Here is a 24595-nt window from a genome sequence, read left to right as displayed (position 1 = left end):
AAAAATAAAAAAGGTATATCGAAACGTAAGGCATAAAGAAAGTGCGTATTGTAAGTTTTGGTGGTAAAAAAGTAATAATTTATAGGAGAGTATTTTAACTTCTAAAATAAAATTTAATTATGTAAGGTGATTAAAGTGATTAGTAGGTCGACCTCTTTTTTTATTTTTCTAAATATTACAACTTAAGTTTTTTGAAATCAATATAAAATTTTATGTTTAGTTCACAAACTTTCGGAAAAACTAGGAAAGATATGACAAAGGAGGTTATGAACGGTGGATCATCCAATTCAAGGGTTAATGAAAGCAGCAATGGAAAATTTAAAAGAAATGGTTGATGTAAATACGATTGTTGGAGAGCCTGTTCAAACGGCTGACGGTGGTGTGGTGTTAACGGTTTCTAAAGTAGCGTTCGGTTTTGGAGCAGGAGGTTCTGATTTCCAAACGAATGATGGACAAAGAGCGAACGGTAACGCTGCATTTGGTGGCGGTAGCGCGGGTGGTGTTTCGATTACACCAGTAGCATTTCTTGTGGTGAATAAAGATGGAGTAAATATTCTTCATCTACAAAATGCGACACATTTAGCAGAAAAAATGATTGAATTAGCTCCACAAACAATTGATAAAATTCAATCGATGTTCCAAAAAGAAGAAAAGAAAGAGGGAAATCATCATCCTCAAAACCCAGATGAAATCCTTTAAAAACGCCTGCTTATGAGCAGGCGTTTTTTCTTGTAATCACTATGTAATAAAACACATGAAATTGTAAATAGTTTTTGAAGTTTTTTCTATGTTTCTAAAATTTTTCATGTTAAAATATGCTATAGAATTGAAACATATAAAACGAAGGTGGCTAGGTGCTTTGTCTGGAGGATCTGACCAAGTAAAGAATATGATATATATTAATGGTAATCGTCGAGGTCATTGTTTTATTACATCAGGAATTACGTTTAAAGAGTTTGCGAGTAACATCCCTTCACCGCTTCATCAAGTGTTGCTTTTGAAGCACAACTTTGAATGGACGGATTTTCATTATCATACTTTATTTGAATATGTTGAGGAAGAAAATATACATAAGTTAATTCAAGCAGAGATTGATGAATTTGATGAATTTTGTTGGGTAGATTTTGATGATGCAAGCGATTTAGATGAATTAGAGCCGAAAGAAATTGCAGAATTATTATATTTGGCTCACAAAAAAGAACCACTTGCAAGAACATTCTTTCCGCTGTTGAAAAATCGATTTGTTTATTTTTCACATGATGACGGATGGTACAACAAAGTGTATTATCGTAGAATTGCTGATTTTGTAGGAATGTTAAGTAAAGTCATTCCGTATAAACTCGGTGCTTTCGGTAAGAAACGTTTTTCTTTCTTCCAAAAATCAAAAATTTTCCCAGCAATTTCAAAAGAATTGATCATGGGACTGATTCCACTAATGGAAGATGGTCTTTACATAGATCTAGCAGGGAAGATTGAGTCAAGAAGAGGTCTTGAAATTCCGGTATATGTAGTTGGTTCGTATGAAAGTACGGATGAGGTGTTAGATAATATCGATGAATTGAAAGAGGAAGCAACAGAAACAGGTTGGCTCATTTTTGATAAGAAAGAACAAGAGTGGCAATGGGTTGTTGACTAAGAAAACTTGGCGTATGAAGTCAAGTTTTCTTGTCATTTGAAAGGAGTACAAATGAAGAAATATTATACAATTGTGGGTATTATAAGTATTATTCTCGTGGCAATATTACTTATAACTTGTCCGAAAGAATCAGATTTTAAAGTGTATGTAGAGGATAAGTATGCGTTGAATTGTAATGAGAGTAGTTTTGAATGCACGCAAAATGTAGATGGTAAAAAAGAAAAACTACAATTTGAAAGTACAGATGCACGAAATGGTGTATTCTTTATGACTGTAAAGCAAACATTTAAAACAGAAGCTGGTGTTTCAAAAGAATATAGCGGAGTAGGAATGTTTGGTACATTTCTTTTTGTTTCAGAGAAGACTTTCTAATAATAGAAGGTCTTTTTTTTATGCTTATGTTCATATAGATGAAGTAAGACAAGCATAGGAGGGATAGCGATGAAGAACACATGTATCGTTTGCGGTGGTGAGGAGTTTTTTTCCTCAACGTTATATGCACGTACGAAACAAGATTGGGCATATGCACCAAACATGTATCGGTTTGAAAAAGTATTTATTGAGCATCGAGATGAAGAAAATTATCCAGTGTTTCAAGAAATTACAGCGAAACATTGTTGTGGATGCGGTCATATTATGTTGTATCATGAATGAACACACCAAGTATAACTTGGTGTGTTTTTTTAAAACGCTGACAAAGCAAGCGGATAAAGTAAAGTAAATAAAACAGAAAAACTACCAAAACCAATTGCTGTATATCCAAGTGTTCTTGCTCCGAAATTGACAGCTAATAGGCCAACTAAAATTGCTAGGGAGCCGAGCGTAACTGGATAAAAAGCAATGGAGAATAACGAAAGAAATAAAGCGACATAGCCTACCATTGTGCCGGTATTTGTACCTTCTATCTCATTTGCAATTTCTTTACGCTTATGTCTAATTGGAATGCCAGCTGGTGATATTTCAGCAGCATACTCTTCGTTTTTTTCACCACTTTTAAAATGATGATTTCTCTTTCTTCGCATGTACATCCCTCTCTTTCAATTGGGTGTATCTATAGTATCTTTCAAAATGAGAAGAGCATGAGTATGAGTTAAACCCAAGTAAAGCAAAAATTGGAGAATACGCATTCCATCGTTAACATATCCATCTCCTATTGAAGATAAAGTGTGGGATTTTTTCCACTAGGACTGATTATCAGCCAGCAACAATTGGATTTTTATGAGCAGTTCTCTCCCATTAACTGATCCGCATCCATTGAATTTTGAGGTAGGTGTCTTACTGCAAGCGGGATAAAACAGGAATTTTGGAAAATGATGTAGAATGAAATGAATGATAATACGTGAAGGTAGGGGAATGTATGACGAAATTTAATTGGCACGAGTCAGCGGAGAAGAAATGGGATAGTAGCGCAGAGTTTTGGAATCAAAATAGTCAAGAGATGTGGGACAGTGGTAGCAGAAGTACAATTATTCCGTTTTTTGAACAATACGTGAAGAAAGAAGCACAAGTGCTCGATGTTGGTTGTGGTGATGGCTACGGTACATATAAATTAAGTCGCGCAGGCTATAAAGCAGTGGGAGTAGATTTATCGGAAGTGATGATTCAAAAAGGTAAGGAACGCGGAGAAGGACCGAATTTATCTTTTATAAAAGGAGATCTTTCTGCATTACCATTTGAAAATGAGCAATTTGAATCAATTATGGCAATTAATTCTTTAGAATGGACGGAAGAGCCATTACAAGCGTTAAATGAAATAAAACGTGTGTTAAAGAAAGATGGATATGCATGTATTGCAATTTTAGGACCGACAGCAAAGCCACGAGAGAACAGTTATCCTCGCTTGTACGGAAAAGACGTTGTTTGTAATACGATGATGCCTTGGGAATTTGAACAGTTAGCGAAAGAACAAGGTTTTAAAGTTGTAGATGGCATCGGCGTATATAAGCGCGGAGTAAATGAGAAGATGTTAGGTCAACTACCTACAGAGTTACAACAATCGTTAACATTCTTATGGGTATTTATGTTAAAAAACGTATAAAGAAATGAAAGAATTTTTAGGAGGTAAATAAGTGCAGAAAATACAAAAAACTGATACAATATCATCAGAACCAATTAAAGGGGGACTAGGGTATATGACAACTACTACAACAGTGAAATCCGATATTGAAATCGCACAAGAAGCGAGTATGAAGAAGATTCAAGAAATTGCAGCTGATTTAAATATTTTAGAAGATGAATTAGAGCCATACGGGCATTATAAAGGTAAGTTATCTCTTGATATTTTTAAGCGCTTACAAGATGAGAAAGACGGTAAAGTTGTTTTAGTAACAGCGATTAACCCAACTCCAGCTGGAGAAGGTAAATCAACAGTAACAGTTGGTTTAGGTCAAGCTTTTAACAAAATTGGTAAGAAAACAGTAATTGCACTTCGTGAACCATCTCTTGGACCGACGATGGGATTAAAAGGTGGAGCAGCAGGTGGCGGTTTTTCACAAGTCGTACCAATGGAAGACATTAACCTTCACTTTACTGGAGATATCCATGCGATCACAACTGCCAATAACGCATTAGCAGCGTTTATTGATAATCATATCCAACAAGGAAACACACTTGGAATTGATACGCGTAAAATTGTTTGGAAACGCTGTGTTGACTTAAATGATCGTGCCCTTCGTAACGTAGTAATTGGTCTTGGTGGACCTGTACAAGGTGTACCACGTGAAGACGGTTTTGACATTACAGTCGCATCTGAAATTATGGCCGTATTCTGCCTTGCAACAGATATTCAAGACTTAAAAGCGCGTCTATCTCGCATCGTAGTTGCTTATAACTTTACAAATCAACCTGTAACGGTTAAAGATTTAGGTGTAGAAGGTGCGTTAACACTATTATTAAAAGACGCATTAAAGCCGAACTTAGTACAAACGTTAGAAAATACACCAGCTATCATTCATGGTGGACCATTTGCGAATATTGCTCACGGTTGTAACAGTGTTATCGCTACGACAATGGCAGCAAAATTAGGTGATTATGTTATTACAGAAGCTGGATTTGGTGCTGATTTAGGCGCTGAGAAGTTTTTAGATATTAAAGCTCGTGCAGCTGGCATTAAACCAGAAGCAGTTGTTATTGTTGCGACGATTCGTGCGCTTAAAATGCATGGTGGCGTAGCAAAAGATCAATTAAAAGAAGAAAATGTAGATGCATTAGCAAAAGGTATGGAAAACTTACAGAAGCATGTTGAAACAATTCAAAGCTTTGGAGTGCCTTTCGTAATTGCAATTAATAAATTCATTACAGATACAGATGCAGAAGTTACATACTTACAAGAGTGGTGTAATGAGCGTGGCTATGCAGTATCCTTAACAGAAGTTTGGGAGAAAGGTGGCCAAGGCGGAGTTGACCTTGCTGAAAAAGTACTAAAAGAAATCGAAAAAGGTGAAAACAACTACGCACCACTTTATGAATTAGAATTACCATTAGAAGAAAAAATTCGTACAATTGCTCAAAAAGTATATGGCGCAAAAGATATTGAATTTGCTCCGAAAGCACGTAAGCAATTAGCTCAATATGAAGGAGAAGGTTGGAGTAATCTACCAGTTTGTATGGCGAAAACACAATACTCTCTTTCTGACGATGCAACAAAATTAGGTCGTCCATCTGACTTTATCGTTACAATTCGTGAGTTAAAACCATCTATCGGTGCAGGCTTTATCGTTGCGTTAACAGGTACAATGTTAACAATGCCAGGTCTTCCAAAACAGCCAGCAGCACTTCAAATGGATGTAAATGAAGATGGAAAAGCAGTAGGTTTATTCTAAAAGGTTGTAATTCATCTCGTTTATCTGTAAACTATATATACATCAAGTGGCGCCTTTCCATCGAAAGGCGCCTGTTTTTTGGAGGAAATTATGTTTGATCCAACTGCTTTTGACAATTTAAAAGTAATCGTAGAAGGTGCTGTGTATGATTTTGATCTACATGGAGATATTCTTGTAACAGATCGAAAAGATATGATGGATCTTGCTTCATTAAGTCGTATATATCATATCTCATTTCAATTAACAGAACCGTTTGAACCATTAGTAGAAGCAACATTTTCATTATCTGTGGATGCAAAGAACTTGTCTGGTGAAATACTAGAAGTGCCTCAGTTTACACCAGGTTGTGAAATGAAGCTAGCATTTTCATTCCCGTTAGAACAACCAGAAGTAAAATGCGAAGAAATTGAAACATTAATGCGTTCTATATGGGGAAAAGAAAGAATGATTATGCAGAAAGTTTCATACGAATATAATAAGCAAGCGATTTCATATCATAATAAGGTAGAGGTTCTATTTCAAAAAGCGATTACAGAAGACCATGTTGATGATTTAATAGCTGTTATTTCACACATGATAGAAACGGTGCGAACAATACAGCATTTTCTTCAAAAATAGAGATAAAGGAGAAAAACAAATGATAAAAGATATGCAACCATTTTTACAACAAGCTTGGGAGAAGGCTGGTTTTAAAGAGTTAACTGAAATTCAAAAACAAGCGATTCCAACTATTTTAGAAGGACAAGACGTTATAGCTGAATCTCCAACTGGAACAGGAAAAACATTAGCGTACTTATTACCCCTTTTACATAAAATTAATCCTGAAGTAAAACAGCCACAAGTTGTTGTTTTAGCGCCAACACGTGAACTTGTAATGCAAATTCATGAAGAGGTTCAAAAGTTTACAGCAGGAACTGAAATTTCAGGTGCATCTTTAATTGGTGGTGCAGATATTAAGCGCCAAGTTGAAAAATTAAAGAAACACCCAAGAGTAATTGTCGGTTCACCAGGCCGTATTTTAGAATTAATTCGTATGAAAAAGCTAAAAATGCATGAAGTAAAAACAATTGTATTTGATGAGTTTGATCAAATTGTAAAGCAAAAAATGATGGGCGCAGTGCAAGATGTAATTAAATCAACGATGCGCGATCGTCAATTAGTATTCTTCTCGGCGACAATGACAAAAGCGGCAGAAGATGCGGCACGTGATTTAACAGTGGAACCACAATTAGTACGTGTAACACGTGCAGAATCAAAAAGCTTAGTTGAGCATACGTATATCATTTGTGAGCGACGCGAAAAAAATGATTACGTAAGAAGAATTATGCATATGGGCGATGTAAAAGCAGTTGCTTTCTTAAACGACCCATTCCGTTTAGATGAAATTACTGAGAAATTGAAATTCCGTAAAATGAAAGCAGCGGCTCTTCATGCAGAAGCAAGTAAACAAGAGCGTGAAGCGACAATGCGTGCTTTCCGCGGAGGGAAATTAGAAATTCTACTTGCTACTGATATTGCAGCACGCGGTATCGATATTGACGATTTAACACACGTAATTCATTTAGAGTTACCAGACACAGTAGACCAATATATTCACCGCTCAGGACGTACTGGACGTATGGGTAAAGAAGGAACTGTCGTGTCTCTTGTAACACCACAAGAAGAGCGTAAATTACTACAATTTGCGAAAAAACTAGGCATCGTATTTACGAAGCAAGAAATGTTCAAGGGATCATTTGTAGAAACGAAACCGAAAGCACCAAAGAAAAAGAAACCAGCATTTACTGGGAAGAAAAAGCCTAGATAAATGATAGGGAAGGCGTAACTATTTGTAGTTACGTCTTTTTTGTTTGTAAACAAGCGATAATGGGAATTGTATTAGTGTTTTTAATGTGCCTATCATATATATGCTTCTACTGGGAGTATCGAAAAAAGGGTAGTTTATTTATTTGGTTTATACGAGGAAATAATATAAAAAAAGTCGAATATTAAACTGACACGAAATAATAAAAAGAAGGTACACATATGGATAGGAAATTAGGAATGTTTTTAAATACGAAATATATTGAAGTAAACGAAGGAATACAAAAAGCAAGGGAATGGGATTTAGAATATATTCAATTATATGCTATGAATAAAAACTTTAACTTAGCTAATATCTCAATGGTAGAATGGAATGCTTTAAAGAAAAGCTTATCTTTTAATGGAATAAAGATTCCATCATTAGCAATTAGTTTTGGAGAAAATGGAATTATGGGAATAGAAGCTGAGAGTGCAATAGATCAGTTTAAATATATTACTGACAGAGGTTTGGGGCTTGGGGCAAAGATCATAACAGCTCATATTGGAAAAGTTCCAGATGATGAAAAAAGTGCCTACTATGATAAAATGCTACGTGTTTGTAATGAAATAGGGGACTTAGCGTTCAGATTTGGAGGATTCTTCGCCATTGAGACGGGATCTGAAAAAGCAATAGTATTAAAACGATTTTTAGAAACTGCAAACTCGAAAGGACTAGCTGTTAACTTTGACCCAGCAAATTTAATAAGTGATGTAAATGAAAATCCGGGAGAAGGTTTATTACTATTAAAAGATTATATAGTACAAACTCATATTAAAGATTGTACAAAGGTGAAAAGCGATAGTTCAAGTAAGTATATTGAAGTCGCAGCAAGGAATGGTGAAGTAGATTTCGATATATTCTTCAAAGTATTAGATAAAATTGGATTCGACGGATATAACATGATTGAAAGAAATGATTATTTTGATGAACTGGATGGGATGAGTCAGTCGATAAATTTTGCAAAGAAGTACATACCAACTCAAAAGGAATAACGATAGTATTTGTAGAAAGCTACATAGAATATAAAAACCATTAGGGGGAAATGTAATGATCCATAAAGTAGGACAAATTATGTTATATGTAAATAATCAAGATGAGGCAGTAAATTTTTGGACGGAGAAGGTAGGGTTTCATGTAGTTGCAGAGGAAGATAATAAGCAAGGAATGAGATGGATTGAAATCGCTCCGAAAAGCGGTGCGGAAACGAGCATTATATTACATAATAAAGAAGTTATTTCGAAAATGAGCCCAGAATTGAATCTTGGTACACCGTCCCTAATGTTCTTCTCAGAAAATCTTGATCAACTATATACAGATTTAACAAATAAAAATGTTACTGTTGGAGAAATGGTAACCATGCCTTCTGGTAAAGTGTTTAACTTTGCTGATAGCGAAGGGAATTATTTTGCGGTTATGGAGAAGAACCAATAATAATATTGCTATGTGAAAATCCCCCTCAAATATATTTGAGGGGGATTAAATTTTTGAAGTGGATTTTTCATTAGAGAGTTGTTTAATAAAAAATACTCCTTTTTCAATAGCTGTCTCAATATAGCCAACGATTTGGTCAAACGTAAATACTTGTAAGTCTTCATGCAAATGTTGCTTTGGATACAACATATCTTCAAAAAGATACTTTCGAAAAGCTAAAACGTTTTCTTTAGAAACCTCTTCAATATCCACAATGTGAGCCTCTTGATTGAGAAGAGAGAAAAGCTGTTGTTCTTGATCGTAATGATGAAGCAACTTTGCATTTAACAATTTAAAATCGTTATAGTACAGGGGTGCGATAGTTTCGTCATTCTCTATTCTATTTTTTAGCCAAGGTAGAAAAAATCCACTTAGCCAATTATCATCGGCAATGAGGTGGGTATAATAGCCTAAAATAAATGGGGAATCTATATGTGATTCATATTTATGAAAAAATGAATCATAATCTATTCTTCTCGTATAGTTCTTCGTTGTACCGGCATAAAAATGTGAGGTTCCTTTTTCTTTTTTTGAATGAACAGCATCAGGGGCTACAGCTCCAAGTAAGAAAGAAGTCTTATCGTGAATTGATAGTTTCTCAGCAATACCACTAGCGATAATAACATGCATAATTCGTGATCCCATGAATGCCACCTCTGTTTCCAGTATTCATTTCAGGAAGAGGACTAAACAGTTAGTATTACTTTCCCTGTACTTTTTCTACTTTCGACCCATTCATGTGCTTTCCCTGCATTTTGAAGTGGAAAAGATTTCGTAGCCTTAATTTGTAAACGTCCGTCACGCAAATAACGGAAAACTTCATTTGCAGTTTCTTGGAGCAGTTCAGGACGCTTTTTTCGTGTGGTTCCAAAGCTAAAACCGAGTATAGAGCGGCAACTTGCATGTAAATCTTTCGTTTGAAAGTTACCAATTTCACCGCTAGCATTACCGAAATGAACGAGGCGACCGTAATAAGCAAGGCAGTTTAAACTTCTTTCAGAAACCGTTCCAGAAATAGAGTCTAAAATTACATCAACCCCTTCACCATTTGTCAGTTCATTGACTTTCTCTACAAAATCTTCATCTTGATGACAAATAACATAATCAGCTCCAGCATCTAAAGCAATTTCTTTTTTTGCTTCACTTCCGACAGTGCCTATAACTGTTCCAGCCTCTAATAGTTTAGCAAGTTGAATAGCAGTAGTGCCAATTCCGCCAGCAGCCGCATGAATGAGTACAGATTCACCTTGTTGAAGCCTTGCAACATTTGCGAGTAAATTATAGCTTGTAAAAGATACGATTGGACAAGCGGCTGCAGTTTGAAAGTCAACTTCATGGGGTAATACGAAAGTAAGATTTTCATTTGCAACAACGTATTCTGCGTAAGATCCATTTTGAGGAAAAGCAATGACACGTTGTCCAGGGTGAATATTTTTCACATGAGAACCGACACGTTCTACAATACCAGTGGCATCTATACCTGGAATAAAAGGTAGTGCTTTATTTCCTTTTTTACCATAACGTGATTTAATATCAGCGAAATTTACACTAGTAGCAACTACGCGAATTAAAACTTGATCTTCTGAAATAGCCGGTATATCAAAATCTGTATATTTCATCACTTCAGGACCACCGAACGACGTTACAACGATAGCTTTCATTATATGTCCTCCTAAATTTGACTATATAAATTATTTTAAATCTTTATCAGAAATTGGAAAATTATATAATAGTTATGTGTGGTTATAAGTGAAGCTTATGAACTCAGTGGATCATTATATTAATTTATATAAAAAACTTTTTCGGAAAAATCGAACGAAATATGAATTACCTGCCAATATATAGTGTAAGACAAAGGAGGGCTGGAATATGAAGGATGAAATAGATTACGCACATTTAATTCAATTAACTTTATCAGGCAATAAAGAAGCGTATAGCGAATTGTATGATGTAACGATTCAAGAAGTATATAAAACAGCACATTTTTTAATTGAAGATAAAACGGATGTAGATGATGTCGTTCAAGAAGTATACATACAGCTATATGAATCGCTTCGTAAATATGATAGCGAGAAGCCATTTCGCCCTTGGCTAATTGGGCTTGCGATTAAACAAATTCATTCTTATAGAAGAAAGAGGTGGATGCGACTACGAATTATAAAAAAAGCAGAAGAGCAAAGAAAGTCAGTGCAAATTGATTTTTCTAACGATGTTGTAAGTAAAATATCAAACCAAAAACTAATTGAACTCATTCATAAATTACCGTATAAATTGAAACAAGTTATTATCTTAAGATACTTACACGATTATTCACAAGAAGAAGTAGCACAAATATTACATATTCCAATTGGTACTGTGAAATCTAGAATTCACGCAGCATTAAAGAAACTACGTCAAAAAGAGCAAGTAGAAGAAATCTTTTTAGGAGAGGTAGGGAATGTGAAATGAGTTTAGATTGTAGAGTTAGAGAATCTATACAAGAAGAATCGAAGGGAATTGTTGCCCCGCCGGAGTTAAAAGAAAAAGTAATTGTTCAGATTAAAATGAATCGCGGAGGGAACAAAAGGAAGAAGCGTCTTATTGCAGGAGTGCTTGCGGCAGCATTTTTAATCCCGACGACTGGTTTTGCGTATCAATCTATTATGGCGGATGGTATATACGGATCTTTCGAGAATTTAAAAAAACATGCCGGAACGATGACATTAGAGGCGTATATGCGTTTTAGTGCAAAATTATCAGAGGCGAAAGATGAAATGGGTACGAAGGAATATGAAGAGTTTACAAAAGAACTAAAAAAATTAACAAATGCAAAACTTACGTACGGAGATTCGAACGGTAATATTGATTATGATCAATTATCACCAGCAAAAAGAGAAGAAATGAAAAAGGTAAGTATGGGTCTTCAGCCATACTTTGATAAATTAAATGGTCATAAGTCTAGTAAAGAAGTATTAACACAAAAAGAGTTTGACCGTTATGTGGAAGCTTTAATGACATATGAAATCGTACAAGTGAAGACAAAATCAACTGGTGGGATGAAAGTAGAAGAAGTACCTGAGGCGTACAAAGAAAGATTTATTCAAGCGGAGCAGTTTATGGAGTATGTAGATGAAAAGGTGAGATAAGTAAAAAGCTCAATGCTTTAGCTTTGAGCTTTTTTATTAAAACAAAAAAAGAGTGTTCAATTATATTTTTTCATATTTGCAGTATCTTTTTGTATAAAACAATCTAAAAGTGAATAACCAGCTATTAAACTAATTATAGTAACAAAAGTTGTATTTATTAGAATAATATTAACTAAATAAGGTAGGTATTCTGCAAGTGGTGAAAAGAGTAGTGCTGGGGAAAAGGAAATGAATAGTGTAGGCACTGTAATAGCAATAAATTTATCCGGTTGAAAGCTCCAGTTTTGTTTACTTGTTTCGCGATTAATAGATTGAAGGAATCGTAATAAAATGCCAACTATAAGAGGGAAGAGTGTAAAGTAGAATAATCTTGGATAAACGTTAAAGTTCACTTGCGTGTCTGTATCTAAATAAAATTGAATTTTTACTCCTACAAATAATAATAAGACGATAAATAATGTAAAGCAGAGGTATAGCATCAATTTTTGCATTATATTCCACCATCCTTTACTCAAAATATATTCAAAAAAAGAAGAGATATACAATAACTACTGTTGTATATCTCTTCTTTTACTGTTAGTTAATAGTGGAGTTTGCTTTTTCTTGCTTCGTGAAATAATCAATAATGCCCATTGCGCTAATTTCTATATCTAAATGTAAAATATTATAAACGGAATGATCTGATGGAACGTTTAACTTTGTAAGATGAGAAGAGATTTTATCCATTAACAAAGTTTGTAAAGCTTTAGTCGCTTCATCGAAATCATTATACTTGTCAAAGACTTCCTTACCAGTCTGAACGAAAATAGGTAGCCAATGTTCCAATTGATTGTATACTTCTGTAACATGAGAGGATGCGCCGTAATGACCGAAATAAATAGTATCTACATTCATGCTTTGAATGTGATTTTTAGAAGCAATCATCGCATCTGGTTGGAATTGTGAAGGGGACGTTGATGGTAGATATAACTCTACATCAACGTCTGCGAGTTCTCTATAATAAATTCCAATTGTATCGCCAGTAAAAATCCCGTTTGTTAATGAATCGTGAATGCTAATATGGTGCTTCGCATGTCCTGGTGTATCATAAAATGTAAGGGTGCGGTCTTTTGCAATTTTTAACGTATCACCATGTTGTACAATATGAACACGTTCTTCTTCAATTGGAAGAATTGGGTCAAAGAGTTTATCGAAATCTTCTTTGTAGACAGCTTTTGCACCTAAAATAAGTTTTGTTGGATCAATCATATGACGAGCACCACGAGAATGCACATATAAAGTAGCATTTGGGCACTTTTCCATCATTAAACCAGCAGCCCCTGCGTGATCTAAATGAACGTGTGTAACGATAATGTTTTTAACTGCGTTTAAATCAATATGTAATTGTTGTAAGCCTTCTAAAATATACGGAAGAGAAGGGGCTGCACAAGTTTCAATTAAAGTAATATCGTCACCTAATAAAACGTACGTACCAGTTCGTTCATTATGTTGTAAATCGAAATCATCAATCAGATATAGGTGAGAAGATAATTGCTCTACTTTTTTCATATTTACCACTCCTTATATACTGCATGTTTCTATTATACGCTAAAATAGAAAAAAGGCAGAAAACGAAGCTCGTCTTCTGCCTTTTTGTAATATTATTATTTCGTTTGTTGTTTATTAATAGACATAATGAACAGTCCAACAATCCCGCCTACTAATGGAAGCATAATTTCTCCTGCTAAATTAAAGTAGGAGCTTAAGAATAAACCATTTACATCGATTACCCAGCCAGTAACATACAATAACATCATATATAGTACGAAATAAAACTCGCGATTTGAAATCGTTTCATGTTGTGCAGTTTTCATAATGGACACCATCCTTTTCTTTTATAATGGAATATAAACTGTCACATTTTGTTCACATTTCAATTGTAAAACTTTCCATCATAAAAGTCTAGTAGTATGTGTCGAATTTTGAACGAAAATAAAGCGCTATCATTATATCTTATAAGTACGTAATAAGAGATGTATATTCACGAATGTAGTATAGTATAAACATAGAATGATAGTGAAGAGAGGGGCAAAGACAATGACAGTTTATGATTTTTCAGCTAAAACAATTACCGGTGAAGAAAAATCGTTAAAAGATTACGAAGGAAAAGCACTTCTTATTGTAAATGTAGCTAGTAAATGTGGTTTCACACCGCAATATAAAGGATTACAAGAGGTGTATGATAAATATAAAGACCAAGGACTTGAAATACTCGGATTCCCTTGTAACCAATTTGGAGGACAAGAACCAGGTACAGAAGCGGATATTACTAGTTTTTGTGAATTAAACTACGGTGTAAACTTCCCAATGTTTGCAAAGGTTGATGTGAAAGGTGATAAGGCTCATCCTTTATATACATACATGACAGAACAAGCACCAGGTTTACTCGGTATGAAAGCAGTGAAATGGAATTTTACGAAGTTTTTAATTGGAAAAGACGGGAAAGTAGTAGGGCGTTTTGCGCCACAGACGAAGCCGGTAGATTTAGAGGTTGAGATTGAGAAGGTACTTGGAGAATAATTAGGAGTTTCACTTTATTAAAAAACGTCTCAAAGAACAATGTAGTTCTTTGAGACGTTTTCTTTAAACTTACATTTTCAAGATTAAATTACTGTATCAAAGCCATCTGATTTAGGTAGAGAAGCTGCTTTTTTCATAAGCACTTCCCATAAGTGTACGGATTTCTTCCATTCTGCTGCAGCCTGCCCCTGTTTATACATAGCGTTCTCATAACTGGCAGTAAGTTGTTGCATATCGGCCGAGTTGTAAAGTGTATCGATATGGAGAGCGTATTCTCGGAATGTTTGACTTTCACCCCGTGGTATGCCAATTCTTGCAAATTGTTTTAAAAGTGCACCGTAAGCTTTTTGATAAACAGCATCATTTTTTCGGTATTTATAGAAATGAATAATAAGAAATGTCCTCCATATCATTCTAGTGGTGAAGAGAATGTATCCCATAATACTAATTAGTATCGTAGAGAGGAATACGTACCACCAAGAAAAACTAGTTTGAGAATTTGTGACCTTTTTAGTAGAAGCTTCTTCTGTATTTTTTATTAAACTTTTAAGTTTTGCTTCATTATTTCGTTGTTGTATTTGCGTGTTATTAGAATTATTTGCTTCGCTATTTTGTGAAATAGGAGCAGGCGTATTATTTATAAAATTATAGGGATTAGTAAATCCTTTTGTTGGTTCGAATGGAATCCATCCGTATCCTGGGAAATATACTTCGACCCAAGAGTGTGCGTTATCGTTCGTGATTGTATAAACATCCTCACCTTCTGCAGAGGCAAGTGTATTGTCAAGAGTTCCTTCTGTATAGCCTTTTACCCAGCGAGCAGGAATCCCGGCAGAACGAAGTAGTACAATCATAGACGTCGAAAAATTATTACAGTAGCCGCTTTTTGTATCGAAAAGGAATTGATCTACATAATCTTGGCTTTTGGCAGGGAATAAGACATTCGTTGATTCGTATGTAAAAGAGTTGTCTGTAAAGTAATTTTCAATAGCTAATACTTTATCATATCGGTTGTCTTTATCATTTGTAAGATTGACAGCCAAGTCTTTTACGCGCTGTGGTAATGACTTGGGAAGTTGTGTGTACTTTGTCATAAAATAAGGATTTGTTTCTTGACCTTCATTTGTTTTTACAGCTTTCAAGTTTTCTATGGAAAACTCAGGGATCTCATATGTTACTTTATACGAATGTAAAGTAGTAGAAGAGTCTCCATTCATTGTATAAATTTTTTCTGAAAACGGGTCAACACTGTATGATACATCAGAAGCAGCCTCAACTGATACTAATCCTGCTGGATAGGTAAGGTGAGGATAACTTTTTTGCATGGTAATTGTTGCCTCAGTCGTTTTCATTTTTGTATTTTGTTCGTACCAGCTTACGACGTCGTTTTTATTTTTAAAAGAAATCTTTTTCGGATTTTCAGAAATTTCCCAGCCTTTTCCTGTATAAAAATCTTTTGTTTCTACTCTCCAATATTGTTTGTTTTGCGTTCGTGCTGTGAAAACAACTGTAGGATCCGCCTTAAAAGGACCGCCTAATCGCGAGTCATCTAAACCATACCCAATTGTAGAAATTTTTTGTTCTTTACTTGCTTCAGATGTGTTGAATTTTAAAAAATCCATTGGGTTTGGCCATTGAGGGCCAAATTTTGGAGCAAAGTATGCAATGGTTGCTAATAATACGATAAATATTGTAAGTGGTCTAAGTAATTTTGAGATTTCTCTAGCATAATTTTGTAAGTGTTCACGTTCTTTTATTCGTTCTACTTGAAGAAGACTAAGCATAAAAAAGCCGATGACAACAGTACGAATAATAGCGTAGTTTGCATTGTATAAATGTAAGTTATGAAAAGTTGCGATATAAATAATAGTCAATACAAGGAATAGAAACCCACGTTTTTTATGAATAATCCAAAATGAAGTGAAAGAACTCAAAAACCAAAATGAGAGAAAAAATAAAACCGTCGGAAAAACTGGAGAAATATCTAGTAAATTCCCTTGGAAAAACAGGGAGGAATTTCGAAACATATCAGAAAAGAATGTTGTTAGCCAAGATGGATTTATAAAAGCATTTTTATAATATAGGGAATGAATGATAAATAAGACTGTGACAATTTTTATAGGAATCTGCCACCTCGTTTGAAAAAAAGAGAGAGCGAAGCAAATTCCTATAAATGTTACGAAAATATCTAATCTACCTACATTTGTAATACCTATAAGAGGTCTTAGCCATTCTAGTAAAAGAAGAAATACACATGCATGCATGAAGAATCTGTTCGTATCCCACTTGTATTTTGCTTGTAATATCATCATTTGTTCACCTCAAAAAACACGTTTGTATACCGGTTTTCATAAACCGTGTTTACAAATATTTGTCGTTTTTTTAGAGTTTCTAGTATACTGAGTTCTCGGTGTGAAAGTTGATTCGCTTTTTCTTTCACGACAAAAACCATACATTTTCTATTTCTTATAGCAGCACAATCAGCCGCCTTTTGAATATCGGGAGAAAGATTACTGGTCACGAGTATAACCGTGACGGGCTCATAAATTTTTCTTAGTTCCATGTCTACACTCTGGGAGAGCGGGAATACACTGTCTGCTTGTACTTTTGCTAAATGACAAAGGATTTGTTGTAACTGCGTATCTCCATTGTCTAAAGGGAAAATAGTTTGTTCTTTTCCGATAGACACGAATGATGCTGGTGAATTTTGTTTCAAGACAGCCCTTACGATAGAGGCAGTAAATGTGACGACTGATTCGAATAGAGGAGACTCGGTTCTGTCTATGAATATCATGATATTATGGCTGCGCTGTTGTTCAAACTCTTTTGTCATAATATTGTTTGTTCGTGCAGTTGCTTTCCAATCGATCCATGAAAAGCGATCGCCAGGTTTATAGTCTCTGACACCGACCGAGATTGTAGAGTCTTTTGCTGAATTTATATTTGCTGAAAGCGCTCCTTGTTCGAAATGATTTTCCAATTGTCGATACGCTATATCTACATACTGGGGATAGACTAAAAATGTATTTGGAACTGAAAAAGTTACTTCTTTCTCCATCATGCCGAATAAATCGCCAGTTTTGACACGAACGCTTGAAAAAGTGTGCTCGCCTCTAGGGATTGTGTCAATAACATATTGAAACGAAATATTTCGTTTCAATCCTGGGAAGAGTACTACCTTATTCATCTTTATTTGTTTACAACTTATAAATTGTGGTGGCAGTTCATCTTCTATAACTAAATAAAGTAAGGGAAAAGGAAATTTTCTTTTTATTGTAATCGTGCTTACAAATTGTTCTCCTACTACATATCCATTCTGATTTGTTATTCGCTTTACTTCAGCGTCCCGTAAAGCGTAGAAGGGGAGTAGTAGCGAATAAAGAGCAATGGGAATTATGCTGTAAAACAAAAACCAACTGACAAACCCGCCTTGAAACATAGCGTACACAAATGTTAAGACTAGGCATAAAGGGAGTAGCAATAACTTCATAACGTGATATAGCGCTCGCAGCATTCGTTTCATCAAGGGTTCATCGTCCTTTGAGTAGGCACGGTAGTTCGTGCAACGATTTTTGCGATAACTTGTTCGCCAGTTATTCCTTCAAATTTTGCTTCCATTTTTAAAATGAGCCTATGCGCTAAAACGTAAGGAGCTAAAAGTTTAACATCGTCTGGAATAACATAATTTCTGCCATGGATAAATGCATAAGCTTGTGAAGCTTTCATTAAAGCAATTGAGCCACGTGGACTTGCACCTAGCTGTATAGAACTGTACGTACGAGTTTGATTAACAAGCTTTACAATGTAATGCTTAATTGCTTTGTCCATACTTACTACCCGTACGCTTTGTTGTAAATAAAGTAATTCTTCTATTGTAGTAATGGTCTGTAATTGAGAGAGTGGATTTGTTTTTTCCATCCGGTTTAAAATTTCAAATTCTTCCTCTGGTGTAGGATATCCCATTTTTAGTTTCAATAAGAAACGATCGAGTTGAGCTTCTGGTAGAGAATATGTTCCTTCATATTCGACCGGATTTTGTGTAGCCATGACAAAGAACGGCTTTGGTAAAGGTCTTGTAATACCATCTATTGTAATATTGCCTTCTTCCATACATTCAAGTAAAGCAGATTGTGTCTTTGGAGATGTACGATTAATTTCATCAGCAAGTACAAAATTCCCCATAATTGGTCCAGGCTTGAACTCAAATTGGAGCTCTTTCGGATTATAAATAGAAACTCCTGTTACATCTGACGGCAATAAATCAGGTGTAAATTGAATTCGCTTATAATCAGCATCAATGGATTTAGAAAGAGCACGTACTAACATTGTTTTTCCGACACCAGGAACATCTTCTAATAGCACATGACCTTCAGCTAAGAGAGCTGTCAAAACTAAGATGGTTTCTTTTCGTTTTCCGACCATTATTTTTTCAATATTATTGATTATTTTTTCTACAGTGGGATGTAATGAATCAAGCTGGGGCATCGTAATCCTCCTAATGTTATTATCGTTTTCTAATCAATTTATTGGACATATTTCTAATTCTATTTGTAGATAGTAAAACTTCTACCTTAAATTCTGAGAATATTCAGATTATTTATTTCGATTACATCTAGTATAATTGTTTCCGTAACTAAGGGCAATACAGTAAATAATGATTTGTAGTTTTATGTAAAATCAGACTCAATATAAAATAATAACATTGGGAAAAAATTTCTTACATACAATTTATACTCTTTTCCTTATGGCAGTTTTGAAATAATATCAAAACTCTTTTTCTTTTGCAAAATAGTCGATACCTCAAAATAGCATTCTCCTAATAATTAAGATTAACCATAATCTTCACAACGGAACAAAAGATTTTCTCACAAACTTATTTTCTACTGAATTTTTGACAATCTCTTGAACTGTGCGAAATGTCACATCTGTATTTTACAACCTCTCTTATAGTAAGGGTATGTAAGAGAGACGTATTAAAGGAGTGAACAGTATGAAGAAAAAAACTTCAGCACTAATGAGACGTTTAAAATATTTTTCACCAATAGATCGTTATAACGATAATCATACACAAGAAACATATGAAGATCGCGAATGGGAAAATGTGTACAGAAAGCGTTGGCAGCATGATAAAGTAATTCGTTCTACACACGGCGTGAACTGTACTGGTTCATGTAGCTGGAATATATATGTGAAAGATGGAATTGTAACTTGGGAAGGGCAGGAGCTTAACTATCCAACGACAGGTCCTGATATGCCAGATTTTGAACCGCGAGGATGCCCACGTGGAGCAAGTTTTTCTTGGTACATTTATAGTCCACTTCGTGTGAAATACCCGTATGTACGTGGTGTTCTTTGGAGTATGTGGCAAGAAGAATTGCAAAATAACGAGTCACCATTAGAGGCTTGGAAAAGCATTGTGGAAAACCGTGAAAAGGCACGTACGTATAAGCAGGCGCGTGGTAAAGGGGGATTCATTCGTGCGAATTGGGATGAAGTGTTACAACTCGTTTCAGCTTCATTACTGTACACAGTAATGAAATACGGTCCAGACCGAAATGTTGGCTTTTCACCAATTCCAGCTATGTCGATGTTAAGTCATGCTGCAGGCAGCCGCTTTATGCAACTTATGGGTGGGCCGATGCTTAGTTTCTATGATTGGTACGCAGATTTACCACCAGCTTCTCCGCAAATTTGGGGCGATCAAACAGACGTACCAGAAAGTAGTGACTGGTATAACTCTGGTTACATTATGACATGGGGTTCAAATGTACCGATGACGAGAACACCAGATGCTCACTTTTTAGCAGAGGTTCGATATAAAGGAACGAAAGTCGTTTCTGTCAGTCCTGACTTCGCTGAATCTACAAAGTTTGCGGATGATTGGATTAGTGTGAAACAAGGTACAGATGGTGCACTTGCGATGGCAATGGGGCATGTGATTTTACAAGAGTTTTACGTAGATAATCAAGTGGAATATTTCACAAAGTATGCGAAGCAATATACTGATTTTCCTTTCTTTGTCACATTGAAACAAAAAGGAGATCAATTCGTTGCTGATCGTTTCTTAAACGCTGCTGATATTGGACGCGAAACGAAGTTAGGAGAATGGAAACCTGTTCTTTGGAACGAGAACACGAATGATTTTGCAACACCTCATGGCACAATGGGCTCACGTTGGGATAACGAAAAGAAATGGAACTTGCGTTTAGAAGATGAAGAAACAGGTGAAAAGATTGATCCACGTCTTTCTTTACTTGGAATGGAAGAATCGATTGGAACTGTACAAATTCCGTACTTCTCTGATGATGGAAACAAAGTATTAGAACGTACAATTCCAGTGAAAAAGGTTATGACAGAAGAAGGCGAAGTGTTCGTTACAACTGTATACGACTTAACGTTAGCAAATTACGGTGTGAACCGAGGGCTTGGCGGACAAGAGCCGAAAGACTTCAATGATGACGTTCCGTTTACACCTGCATGGCAAGAGAAAATGACAGGAGTAAAACGTGAGCTTATTATTCAAATCGCTCGTGAGTTCGCACAAAATGCTGTTGATACGAACGGTCGCTCAATGATTATTGTCGGAGCTGGTATTAACCATTGGTTTAACTCTGATACGATTTATCGCGCCGTTTTAAATCTTGTACTTCTCGTTGGGGCACAAGGTGTAAACGGCGGTGGCTGGGCGCATTACGTTGGGCAAGAAAAATTACGACCAGCAGAAGGATGGCAAACAATCGCGATGGCAAAAGATTGGCAAGGGCCACCAAAATTACAAAATGGTACATCTTTCTTCTATTTCGTAACAGATCAATGGCGCTATGAAGATACACCAGTTGGACATTTAGCATCACCAGTGGAAGGAAACTCTCGTTATCAACATCACGGTGATTACAATGTATTAGCAGCACGACTCGGCTGGTTACCTTCTTATCCTACATTTGAGAAAAATGGAATTGAACTATATAAAGAAGCTGTTGCTGCTGGTGCAACAACACAAGAAGAAATCGGAAAATACGTTGCACAAAAACTAAAAGAAAAAGAACTGAAATTTGCAATTGAAGATCCAGATAACAAAAATAACTTCCCGCGCAACTTATTCGTATGGCGTGCGAACTTAATTTCAAGTTCCGGTAAAGGGCACGAATATTTCTTAAAACATTTACTAGGTACAACAAACGGATTAATGAATGACGATAGTGATTCATTACGACCAGAAGAAATTAAGTGGCATGAAGAAGCACCAGAAGGGAAGCTTGATTTACTCATTAATTTAGATTTCCGTATGGCTGGAACAGCACTGTATTCTGATATTGTATTACCAGCTTCAACTTGGTACGAAAAACATGATTTAAGTAGTACAGATATGCATCCATTTGTGCATCCTTTTAATCCAGCAATCGGTTCACCGTGGGAAGCACGCTCTGACTGGGATATTTTCACTTCACTTTCTAAAGCTGTGTCAGATTTAGCGAAGAAAATTGATCTTGAACCAATGAAAGAAGTTGTTGCAACACCACTTCTTCATGATACACCGCAAGAATTAGCGCAACCACTTGGCAAGATTAAAGATTGGAGTAAAGGTGAATGTGAACTAATCCCGGGTAAAACGATGCCACAAATTCATGTTGTCGAAAGAGATTATAAAACGATTTATGACAAAATGACTGCGCTTGGACCGAATGTCGGAAAACAACCGATTGGTACGAAAGGGATCTCTTGGTCTGCGGAAAAAGAATATGAGCAATTAAAGAGCAAATTAGGAGTTGTTCGAACGGATTCTATCGCGAAAGGTTGCCCAGACATCAAAGAAGCAATCAATGCTGCTGAAGCGGTATTAACACTATCTTCTACAACAAACGGTCATATGGCAGTAAAAGCATGGGAAGCACTTGAAAAACAAACAGATCTAAAATTACGTGATTTAGCAGAAGAACGTGAAGAGGAATGCTTCACATTCGAACAAATTACAGCACAGCCGAAAACAGTAATTACTTCTCCAGCATTTACAGGTTCAGAAAAAGGTGGACGCCGTTACTCACCGTTTACAACAAATGTGGAACGTCTTATCCCTTGGAGAACGATAACTGGTCGACAATCTTTCTACTTAGACCATGACATGATGAAAGAATTTGGTGAAACGATGGCAACATTTAAACCAATTCTGCAACATAAACCGTTCCGTAAATCACGGCCCGAAGTAGAAGGGAAAGAGATTACACTAAACTATTTAACACCGCATAATAAGTGGTCGATTCATAGTATGTACTTCGATTCATTACCGATGTTAACGCTATTTAGAGGTGGTCCAACTGTTTGGATGAATAAAGAGGACGCTGCTGAAGCGGGTGTTGCAGATAATGATTGGATTGAGTGCTTTAATCGTAACGGTGTTGTTGTAGCGCGTGCTGTTGTAACGCACCGTATACCGAGAGGAATGGCGTTTATGCACCATGCGCAAGATCGTCATATAAACGTACCTGGTACGAAATTAACAAGTAACCGCGGGGGAACGCATAATAGTCCAACTCGAATTCATGTTAAACCAACACATATGATTGGTGGATACGGTCAATTAAGTTATGGATTTAACTATTATGGTCCGACTGGGAATCAGCGCGATTTAAACGTTGTAATTCGCAAACTGAAGGAGGTAGATTGGCTTGAAGATTAAAGCACAAGTCGGAATGGTAATGAACCTAGATAAATGCATCGGCTGCCATACTTGTAGCGTAACGTGCAAAAACACCTGGACAAATCGTCCAGGTGCTGAATATATGTACTTCAATAACGTAGAAACGAAACCTGGTATTGGTTATCCGAAGCAATGGGAAGATCAGGAGAAATATAAAGGCGGCTGGGAATTGAAAAATGGTGAAATTCAGCTGAAATCTGGTTCGAAAATGAAGCGTCTTATGAACATTTTCCACAATCCAGATCAACCAACAATTGATGATTACTTTGAACCTTGGAATTATGATTATGAAACATTAACAAATAGCCCACAGCGTAAGCATCAACCAGTTGCTCGTCCGAAATCAGCAATTACAGGCGAATTTATCGACAAAATTGAATGGGGTCCAAACTGGGAGGACGATTTAGCAGGCGGACATATAACAGGATTACAAGATCCGAACGTAAAGAAAATGGAAGAAGAAATTAAAACTGATTTTGAAAACGTCTTTATGATGTATTTACCACGCATATGCGAACATTGTATGAATCCATCGTGCGTATCATCTTGTCCATCTGGTGCAATGTATAAACGTGAAGAAGACGGGATTGTACTTGTGGATCAAAATGCATGTCGTGCTTGGAGATTCTGCGTATCATCTTGTCCATATAAAAAAGTGTATTTTAACTGGCAAACGAATAAAGCTGAAAAATGTACAATGTGTTTCCCACGTATTGAGGCTGGCATGCCAACAATTTGTTCAGAAACATGTGTAGGACGTATCAGATATATTGGGGTAATGCTATATGACGCTGATAAAGTAAAAGAAGCAGCGTCTGTTGAAGACGAAAAAGATTTATATGAATCTCAGCTTACTGTTTTCCTAGATCCAAATGATTCAGAAGTAGCAGCTGAAGCGAAAAAACAAGGCATTCCTGAAGAATGGATTAAAGCGGCACAACAGTCACCAATCTATAAAATGATTATCGATTGGAAAATTGCTCTACCTCTTCACCCAGAGTATCGTACAATGCCAATGGTTTGGTATATCCCGCCGCTTAGTCCAATTATGAATATGGTGGAAGGGAAAGGAAGTAACTGGCAAGCAGAAGAGATTTTCCCTGCTATCGATAATATGCGTATTCCAATTCAATATTTAGCGAATTTACTCACTGCAGGAGATGAATCACACATTCGTCTTACATTGAAGAAAATGGCTGTTATGCGAACGCATATGAGAGCGCTGCAAATTAATAAAGAGCCAAATGAAGCTGTATTAAAAGAACTTGGTTTAACAAAACAGGATGTAGAAGATATGTATCGTCTTCTTGCTATTGCGAAATATAAAGATCGCTTCGTCATTCCGGGCACTCACCGTGAACAAGTGACAGATTTATATAGCGAACAAGGAAGCTGTGGTTTATCATTCGCAGGTGGTCCAGGCTCTTGTATGACAATTTCTTAAAT

At 36.0% G+C, this 24595-nt stretch carries 24 protein-coding genes; 15 read left to right on the top strand and 9 right to left on the bottom strand.

Going from position 1 to position 24595, the window contains the following annotated elements; translation table 11 throughout:
- Positions 1 to 273: 273 nt before the first annotated feature.
- The 4 genes from ytfJ (at position 274) to HMAS_RS13875 (ending at position 2290) form a co-directional block, all read left to right on the top strand.
- Positions 274 to 699: a GerW family sporulation protein gene (ytfJ, locus tag HMAS_RS13890; RefSeq protein WP_000349986.1), complete on the top strand. Its 426-nt coding sequence runs from the start codon at positions 274 to 276 to the stop codon at positions 697 to 699.
- A 160-nt stretch (positions 700 to 859) separates the two neighbouring features.
- Positions 860 to 1636: an oxalate:formate antiporter gene (locus HMAS_RS13885; protein WP_000014087.1), complete on the top strand. Its 777-nt coding sequence runs from the start codon at positions 860 to 862 to the stop codon at positions 1634 to 1636.
- Between the two features lie 51 nt (positions 1637 to 1687).
- On the top strand, positions 1688 to 2008 hold the full coding sequence (locus HMAS_RS13880) for a hypothetical protein (RefSeq protein ID WP_000761171.1): 321 nt from the start codon (positions 1688 to 1690) through the stop codon (positions 2006 to 2008).
- A 69-nt stretch (positions 2009 to 2077) separates the two neighbouring features.
- On the top strand, positions 2078 to 2290 hold the full coding sequence (locus HMAS_RS13875; RefSeq protein WP_000798747.1) for a hypothetical protein: 213 nt from the start codon (positions 2078 to 2080) through the stop codon (positions 2288 to 2290).
- A 29-nt stretch (positions 2291 to 2319) separates the two neighbouring features.
- Here HMAS_RS13875 and HMAS_RS13870 read toward each other — a convergent pair whose 3' ends face one another.
- Positions 2320 to 2658 carry a hypothetical protein gene (locus HMAS_RS13870; RefSeq protein ID WP_001253202.1) on the bottom strand — a complete coding sequence of 113 codons (339 nt, stop codon included), beginning with the start codon at positions 2656 to 2658 and terminating at the stop codon, positions 2320 to 2322.
- Between the two features lie 335 nt (positions 2659 to 2993).
- Between HMAS_RS13870 and HMAS_RS13865 the strand changes: the two genes are divergently transcribed.
- The 6 genes from HMAS_RS13865 to HMAS_RS13840 all read left to right on the top strand — a co-directional run bounded on the left by HMAS_RS13865 (position 2994) and on the right by HMAS_RS13840 (position 8731).
- Positions 2994 to 3674 carry a class I SAM-dependent methyltransferase gene (locus HMAS_RS13865; RefSeq protein WP_116344879.1) on the top strand — a complete coding sequence of 227 codons (681 nt, stop codon included), beginning with the start codon at positions 2994 to 2996 and terminating at the stop codon, positions 3672 to 3674.
- 94 nt (positions 3675 to 3768) lie between these two features.
- Positions 3769 to 5457, top strand: a complete 1689-nt coding sequence (locus HMAS_RS13860) for a formate--tetrahydrofolate ligase (protein WP_044307460.1) — start codon at positions 3769 to 3771, stop codon at positions 5455 to 5457.
- A 90-nt stretch (positions 5458 to 5547) separates the two neighbouring features.
- Positions 5548 to 6075, top strand: a complete 528-nt coding sequence (locus HMAS_RS13855; protein WP_000460219.1) for a hypothetical protein — start codon at positions 5548 to 5550, stop codon at positions 6073 to 6075.
- A gap of 19 nt (positions 6076 to 6094) precedes the next feature.
- Entirely contained in the window at positions 6095 to 7264 is a 1170-nt protein-coding gene (locus tag HMAS_RS13850; RefSeq protein ID WP_000588618.1) for a DEAD/DEAH box helicase, read from the top strand.
- Between the two features lie 218 nt (positions 7265 to 7482).
- Positions 7483 to 8292 carry a sugar phosphate isomerase/epimerase family protein gene (locus HMAS_RS13845; RefSeq protein ID WP_048558215.1) on the top strand — a complete coding sequence of 270 codons (810 nt, stop codon included), beginning with the start codon at positions 7483 to 7485 and terminating at the stop codon, positions 8290 to 8292.
- Positions 8293 to 8347: 55 nt separating this feature from the next.
- Entirely contained in the window at positions 8348 to 8731 is a 384-nt protein-coding gene (locus HMAS_RS13840; protein ID WP_000581467.1) for a VOC family protein, read from the top strand.
- A gap of 45 nt (positions 8732 to 8776) precedes the next feature.
- Here the strand turns inward: HMAS_RS13840 and HMAS_RS13835 are convergent, their stop codons facing one another.
- Together HMAS_RS13835 and HMAS_RS13830 are read right to left on the bottom strand one after the other, a co-directional pair.
- Positions 8777 to 9415: a zinc dependent phospholipase C family protein gene (locus HMAS_RS13835; protein ID WP_000535630.1), complete on the bottom strand. Its 639-nt coding sequence runs from the start codon at positions 9413 to 9415 to the stop codon at positions 8777 to 8779.
- A 41-nt stretch (positions 9416 to 9456) separates the two neighbouring features.
- Positions 9457 to 10431, bottom strand: coding sequence for a quinone oxidoreductase family protein (locus tag HMAS_RS13830; RefSeq protein ID WP_044307454.1), 975 nt, complete (start codon positions 10429 to 10431; stop codon positions 9457 to 9459).
- A gap of 208 nt (positions 10432 to 10639) precedes the next feature.
- Here HMAS_RS13830 and HMAS_RS13825 point away from each other — a divergent pair, with 208 nt between their 5' ends.
- Both HMAS_RS13825 and HMAS_RS13820 read left to right on the top strand, forming a co-directional pair.
- Entirely contained in the window at positions 10640 to 11218 is a 579-nt protein-coding gene (locus HMAS_RS13825) for a sigma-70 family RNA polymerase sigma factor (RefSeq protein WP_044307453.1), read from the top strand.
- Positions 11215 to 11895, top strand: a complete 681-nt coding sequence (locus HMAS_RS13820) for a DUF3600 domain-containing protein (RefSeq protein ID WP_000050697.1) — start codon at positions 11215 to 11217, stop codon at positions 11893 to 11895. The genes HMAS_RS13825 and HMAS_RS13820 overlap by 4 nt, the downstream gene beginning before the upstream one ends.
- A 56-nt stretch (positions 11896 to 11951) precedes the next feature.
- Here HMAS_RS13820 and HMAS_RS13815 read toward each other — a convergent pair whose 3' ends face one another.
- From HMAS_RS13815 to HMAS_RS13805, 3 genes are all read right to left on the bottom strand, one after another.
- Positions 11952 to 12386 (bottom strand): hypothetical protein, encoded by a 435-nt coding sequence (locus HMAS_RS13815; RefSeq protein WP_001170917.1) that lies wholly within the window; start codon positions 12384 to 12386, stop codon positions 11952 to 11954.
- A gap of 85 nt (positions 12387 to 12471) precedes the next feature.
- Positions 12472 to 13443 (bottom strand): MBL fold metallo-hydrolase, encoded by a 972-nt coding sequence (locus HMAS_RS13810; RefSeq protein WP_000755000.1) that lies wholly within the window; start codon positions 13441 to 13443, stop codon positions 12472 to 12474.
- Between the two features lie 95 nt (positions 13444 to 13538).
- Entirely contained in the window at positions 13539 to 13748 is a 210-nt protein-coding gene (locus tag HMAS_RS13805) for a DUF3925 domain-containing protein (RefSeq protein WP_000844984.1), read from the bottom strand.
- A 223-nt stretch (positions 13749 to 13971) separates the two neighbouring features.
- On the opposite strand from HMAS_RS13805, the gene bsaA reads away from it, so the two are divergent.
- Complete coding sequence (bsaA, locus tag HMAS_RS13800) at positions 13972 to 14454, top strand: glutathione peroxidase (RefSeq protein WP_000219434.1); 483 nt, start codon at positions 13972 to 13974, stop codon at positions 14452 to 14454.
- An 83-nt stretch (positions 14455 to 14537) separates the two neighbouring features.
- On the opposite strand, the gene HMAS_RS13795 is transcribed toward bsaA, so the two are convergent.
- The 3 genes from HMAS_RS13795 to HMAS_RS13785 are packed head-to-tail and all read right to left on the bottom strand — an operon-like array spanning position 14538 to position 18939.
- Complete coding sequence (locus tag HMAS_RS13795) at positions 14538 to 16766, bottom strand: transglutaminase TgpA family protein (RefSeq protein ID WP_044307451.1); 2229 nt, start codon at positions 16764 to 16766, stop codon at positions 14538 to 14540.
- Positions 16763 to 17977, bottom strand: coding sequence for a DUF58 domain-containing protein (locus HMAS_RS13790; protein WP_000827541.1), 1215 nt, complete (start codon positions 17975 to 17977; stop codon positions 16763 to 16765). Before HMAS_RS13790 ends, HMAS_RS13795 begins: the two co-directional genes overlap by 4 nt.
- A complete protein-coding gene (locus tag HMAS_RS13785; protein ID WP_044307172.1) occupies positions 17977 to 18939 on the bottom strand; it encodes an AAA family ATPase in 963 nt (320 codons plus the stop codon). The genes HMAS_RS13790 and HMAS_RS13785 overlap by 1 nt, the downstream gene beginning before the upstream one ends.
- Before the next feature lie 505 nt (positions 18940 to 19444).
- Between HMAS_RS13785 and HMAS_RS13780 the strand changes: the two genes are divergently transcribed.
- Positions 19445 to 23128 (top strand): nitrate reductase subunit alpha, encoded by a 3684-nt coding sequence (locus HMAS_RS13780; RefSeq protein WP_116344878.1) that lies wholly within the window; start codon positions 19445 to 19447, stop codon positions 23126 to 23128.
- The gene (gene narH / locus HMAS_RS13775) at positions 23118 to 24593 is read left to right on the top strand and encodes a nitrate reductase subunit beta (protein ID WP_025709753.1); all 1476 of its coding nucleotides are present in this window, start codon (positions 23118 to 23120) and stop codon (positions 24591 to 24593) included. Before HMAS_RS13780 ends, narH begins: the two co-directional genes overlap by 11 nt.
- Positions 24594 to 24595 lie beyond the last annotated feature (2 nt).

It is taken from the genome of Bacillus sp. HMA207, assembly GCF_003402455.1.
In the GTDB taxonomy this organism is placed as follows: Bacteria; Bacillota; Bacilli; order Bacillales; family Bacillaceae_G; genus Bacillus_A; species Bacillus_A cereus.
This window is presented reverse-complemented; position numbering and strand designations above follow the sequence as displayed.

Excerpts from the sequence above, each read along its gene's own strand:
- HMAS_RS13880 (WP_000761171.1), top strand. The coding sequence starts at position 1,688 with ATGAAGAAATATTATACAATTGTGGGTATTATAAGTATTATTCTCGTG.
- HMAS_RS13875 (WP_000798747.1), top strand. The coding sequence starts at position 2,078 with ATGAAGAACACATGTATCGTTTGCGGTGGTGAGGAGTTTTTTTCCTCA.
- HMAS_RS13870 (WP_001253202.1), bottom strand. The coding sequence starts at position 2,658 with ATGCGAAGAAAGAGAAATCATCATTTTAAAAGTGGTGAAAAAAACGAA.
- HMAS_RS13865 (WP_116344879.1), top strand. The coding sequence starts at position 2,994 with ATGACGAAATTTAATTGGCACGAGTCAGCGGAGAAGAAATGGGATAGT.
- HMAS_RS13860 (WP_044307460.1), top strand. The coding sequence starts at position 3,769 with ATGACAACTACTACAACAGTGAAATCCGATATTGAAATCGCACAAGAA.
- HMAS_RS13855 (WP_000460219.1), top strand. The coding sequence starts at position 5,548 with ATGTTTGATCCAACTGCTTTTGACAATTTAAAAGTAATCGTAGAAGGT.
- HMAS_RS13850 (WP_000588618.1), top strand. The coding sequence starts at position 6,095 with ATGATAAAAGATATGCAACCATTTTTACAACAAGCTTGGGAGAAGGCT.
- HMAS_RS13845 (WP_048558215.1), top strand. The coding sequence starts at position 7,483 with ATGGATAGGAAATTAGGAATGTTTTTAAATACGAAATATATTGAAGTA.
- HMAS_RS13840 (WP_000581467.1), top strand. The coding sequence starts at position 8,348 with ATGATCCATAAAGTAGGACAAATTATGTTATATGTAAATAATCAAGAT.
- HMAS_RS13835 (WP_000535630.1), bottom strand. The coding sequence starts at position 9,415 with ATGGGATCACGAATTATGCATGTTATTATCGCTAGTGGTATTGCTGAG.
- HMAS_RS13830 (WP_044307454.1), bottom strand. The coding sequence starts at position 10,431 with ATGAAAGCTATCGTTGTAACGTCGTTCGGTGGTCCTGAAGTGATGAAA.
- HMAS_RS13825 (WP_044307453.1), top strand. The coding sequence starts at position 10,640 with ATGAAGGATGAAATAGATTACGCACATTTAATTCAATTAACTTTATCA.
- HMAS_RS13820 (WP_000050697.1), top strand. The coding sequence starts at position 11,215 with ATGAGTTTAGATTGTAGAGTTAGAGAATCTATACAAGAAGAATCGAAG.
- HMAS_RS13815 (WP_001170917.1), bottom strand. The coding sequence starts at position 12,386 with ATGCAAAAATTGATGCTATACCTCTGCTTTACATTATTTATCGTCTTA.
- HMAS_RS13810 (WP_000755000.1), bottom strand. The coding sequence starts at position 13,443 with ATGAAAAAAGTAGAGCAATTATCTTCTCACCTATATCTGATTGATGAT.
- HMAS_RS13805 (WP_000844984.1), bottom strand. The coding sequence starts at position 13,748 with ATGAAAACTGCACAACATGAAACGATTTCAAATCGCGAGTTTTATTTC.
- bsaA (WP_000219434.1), top strand. The coding sequence starts at position 13,972 with ATGACAGTTTATGATTTTTCAGCTAAAACAATTACCGGTGAAGAAAAA.
- HMAS_RS13795 (WP_044307451.1), bottom strand. The coding sequence starts at position 16,766 with ATGATGATATTACAAGCAAAATACAAGTGGGATACGAACAGATTCTTC.
- HMAS_RS13790 (WP_000827541.1), bottom strand. The coding sequence starts at position 17,977 with ATGAAACGAATGCTGCGAGCGCTATATCACGTTATGAAGTTATTGCTA.
- HMAS_RS13785 (WP_044307172.1), bottom strand. The coding sequence starts at position 18,939 with ATGCCCCAGCTTGATTCATTACATCCCACTGTAGAAAAAATAATCAAT.
- HMAS_RS13780 (WP_116344878.1), top strand. The coding sequence starts at position 19,445 with ATGAAGAAAAAAACTTCAGCACTAATGAGACGTTTAAAATATTTTTCA.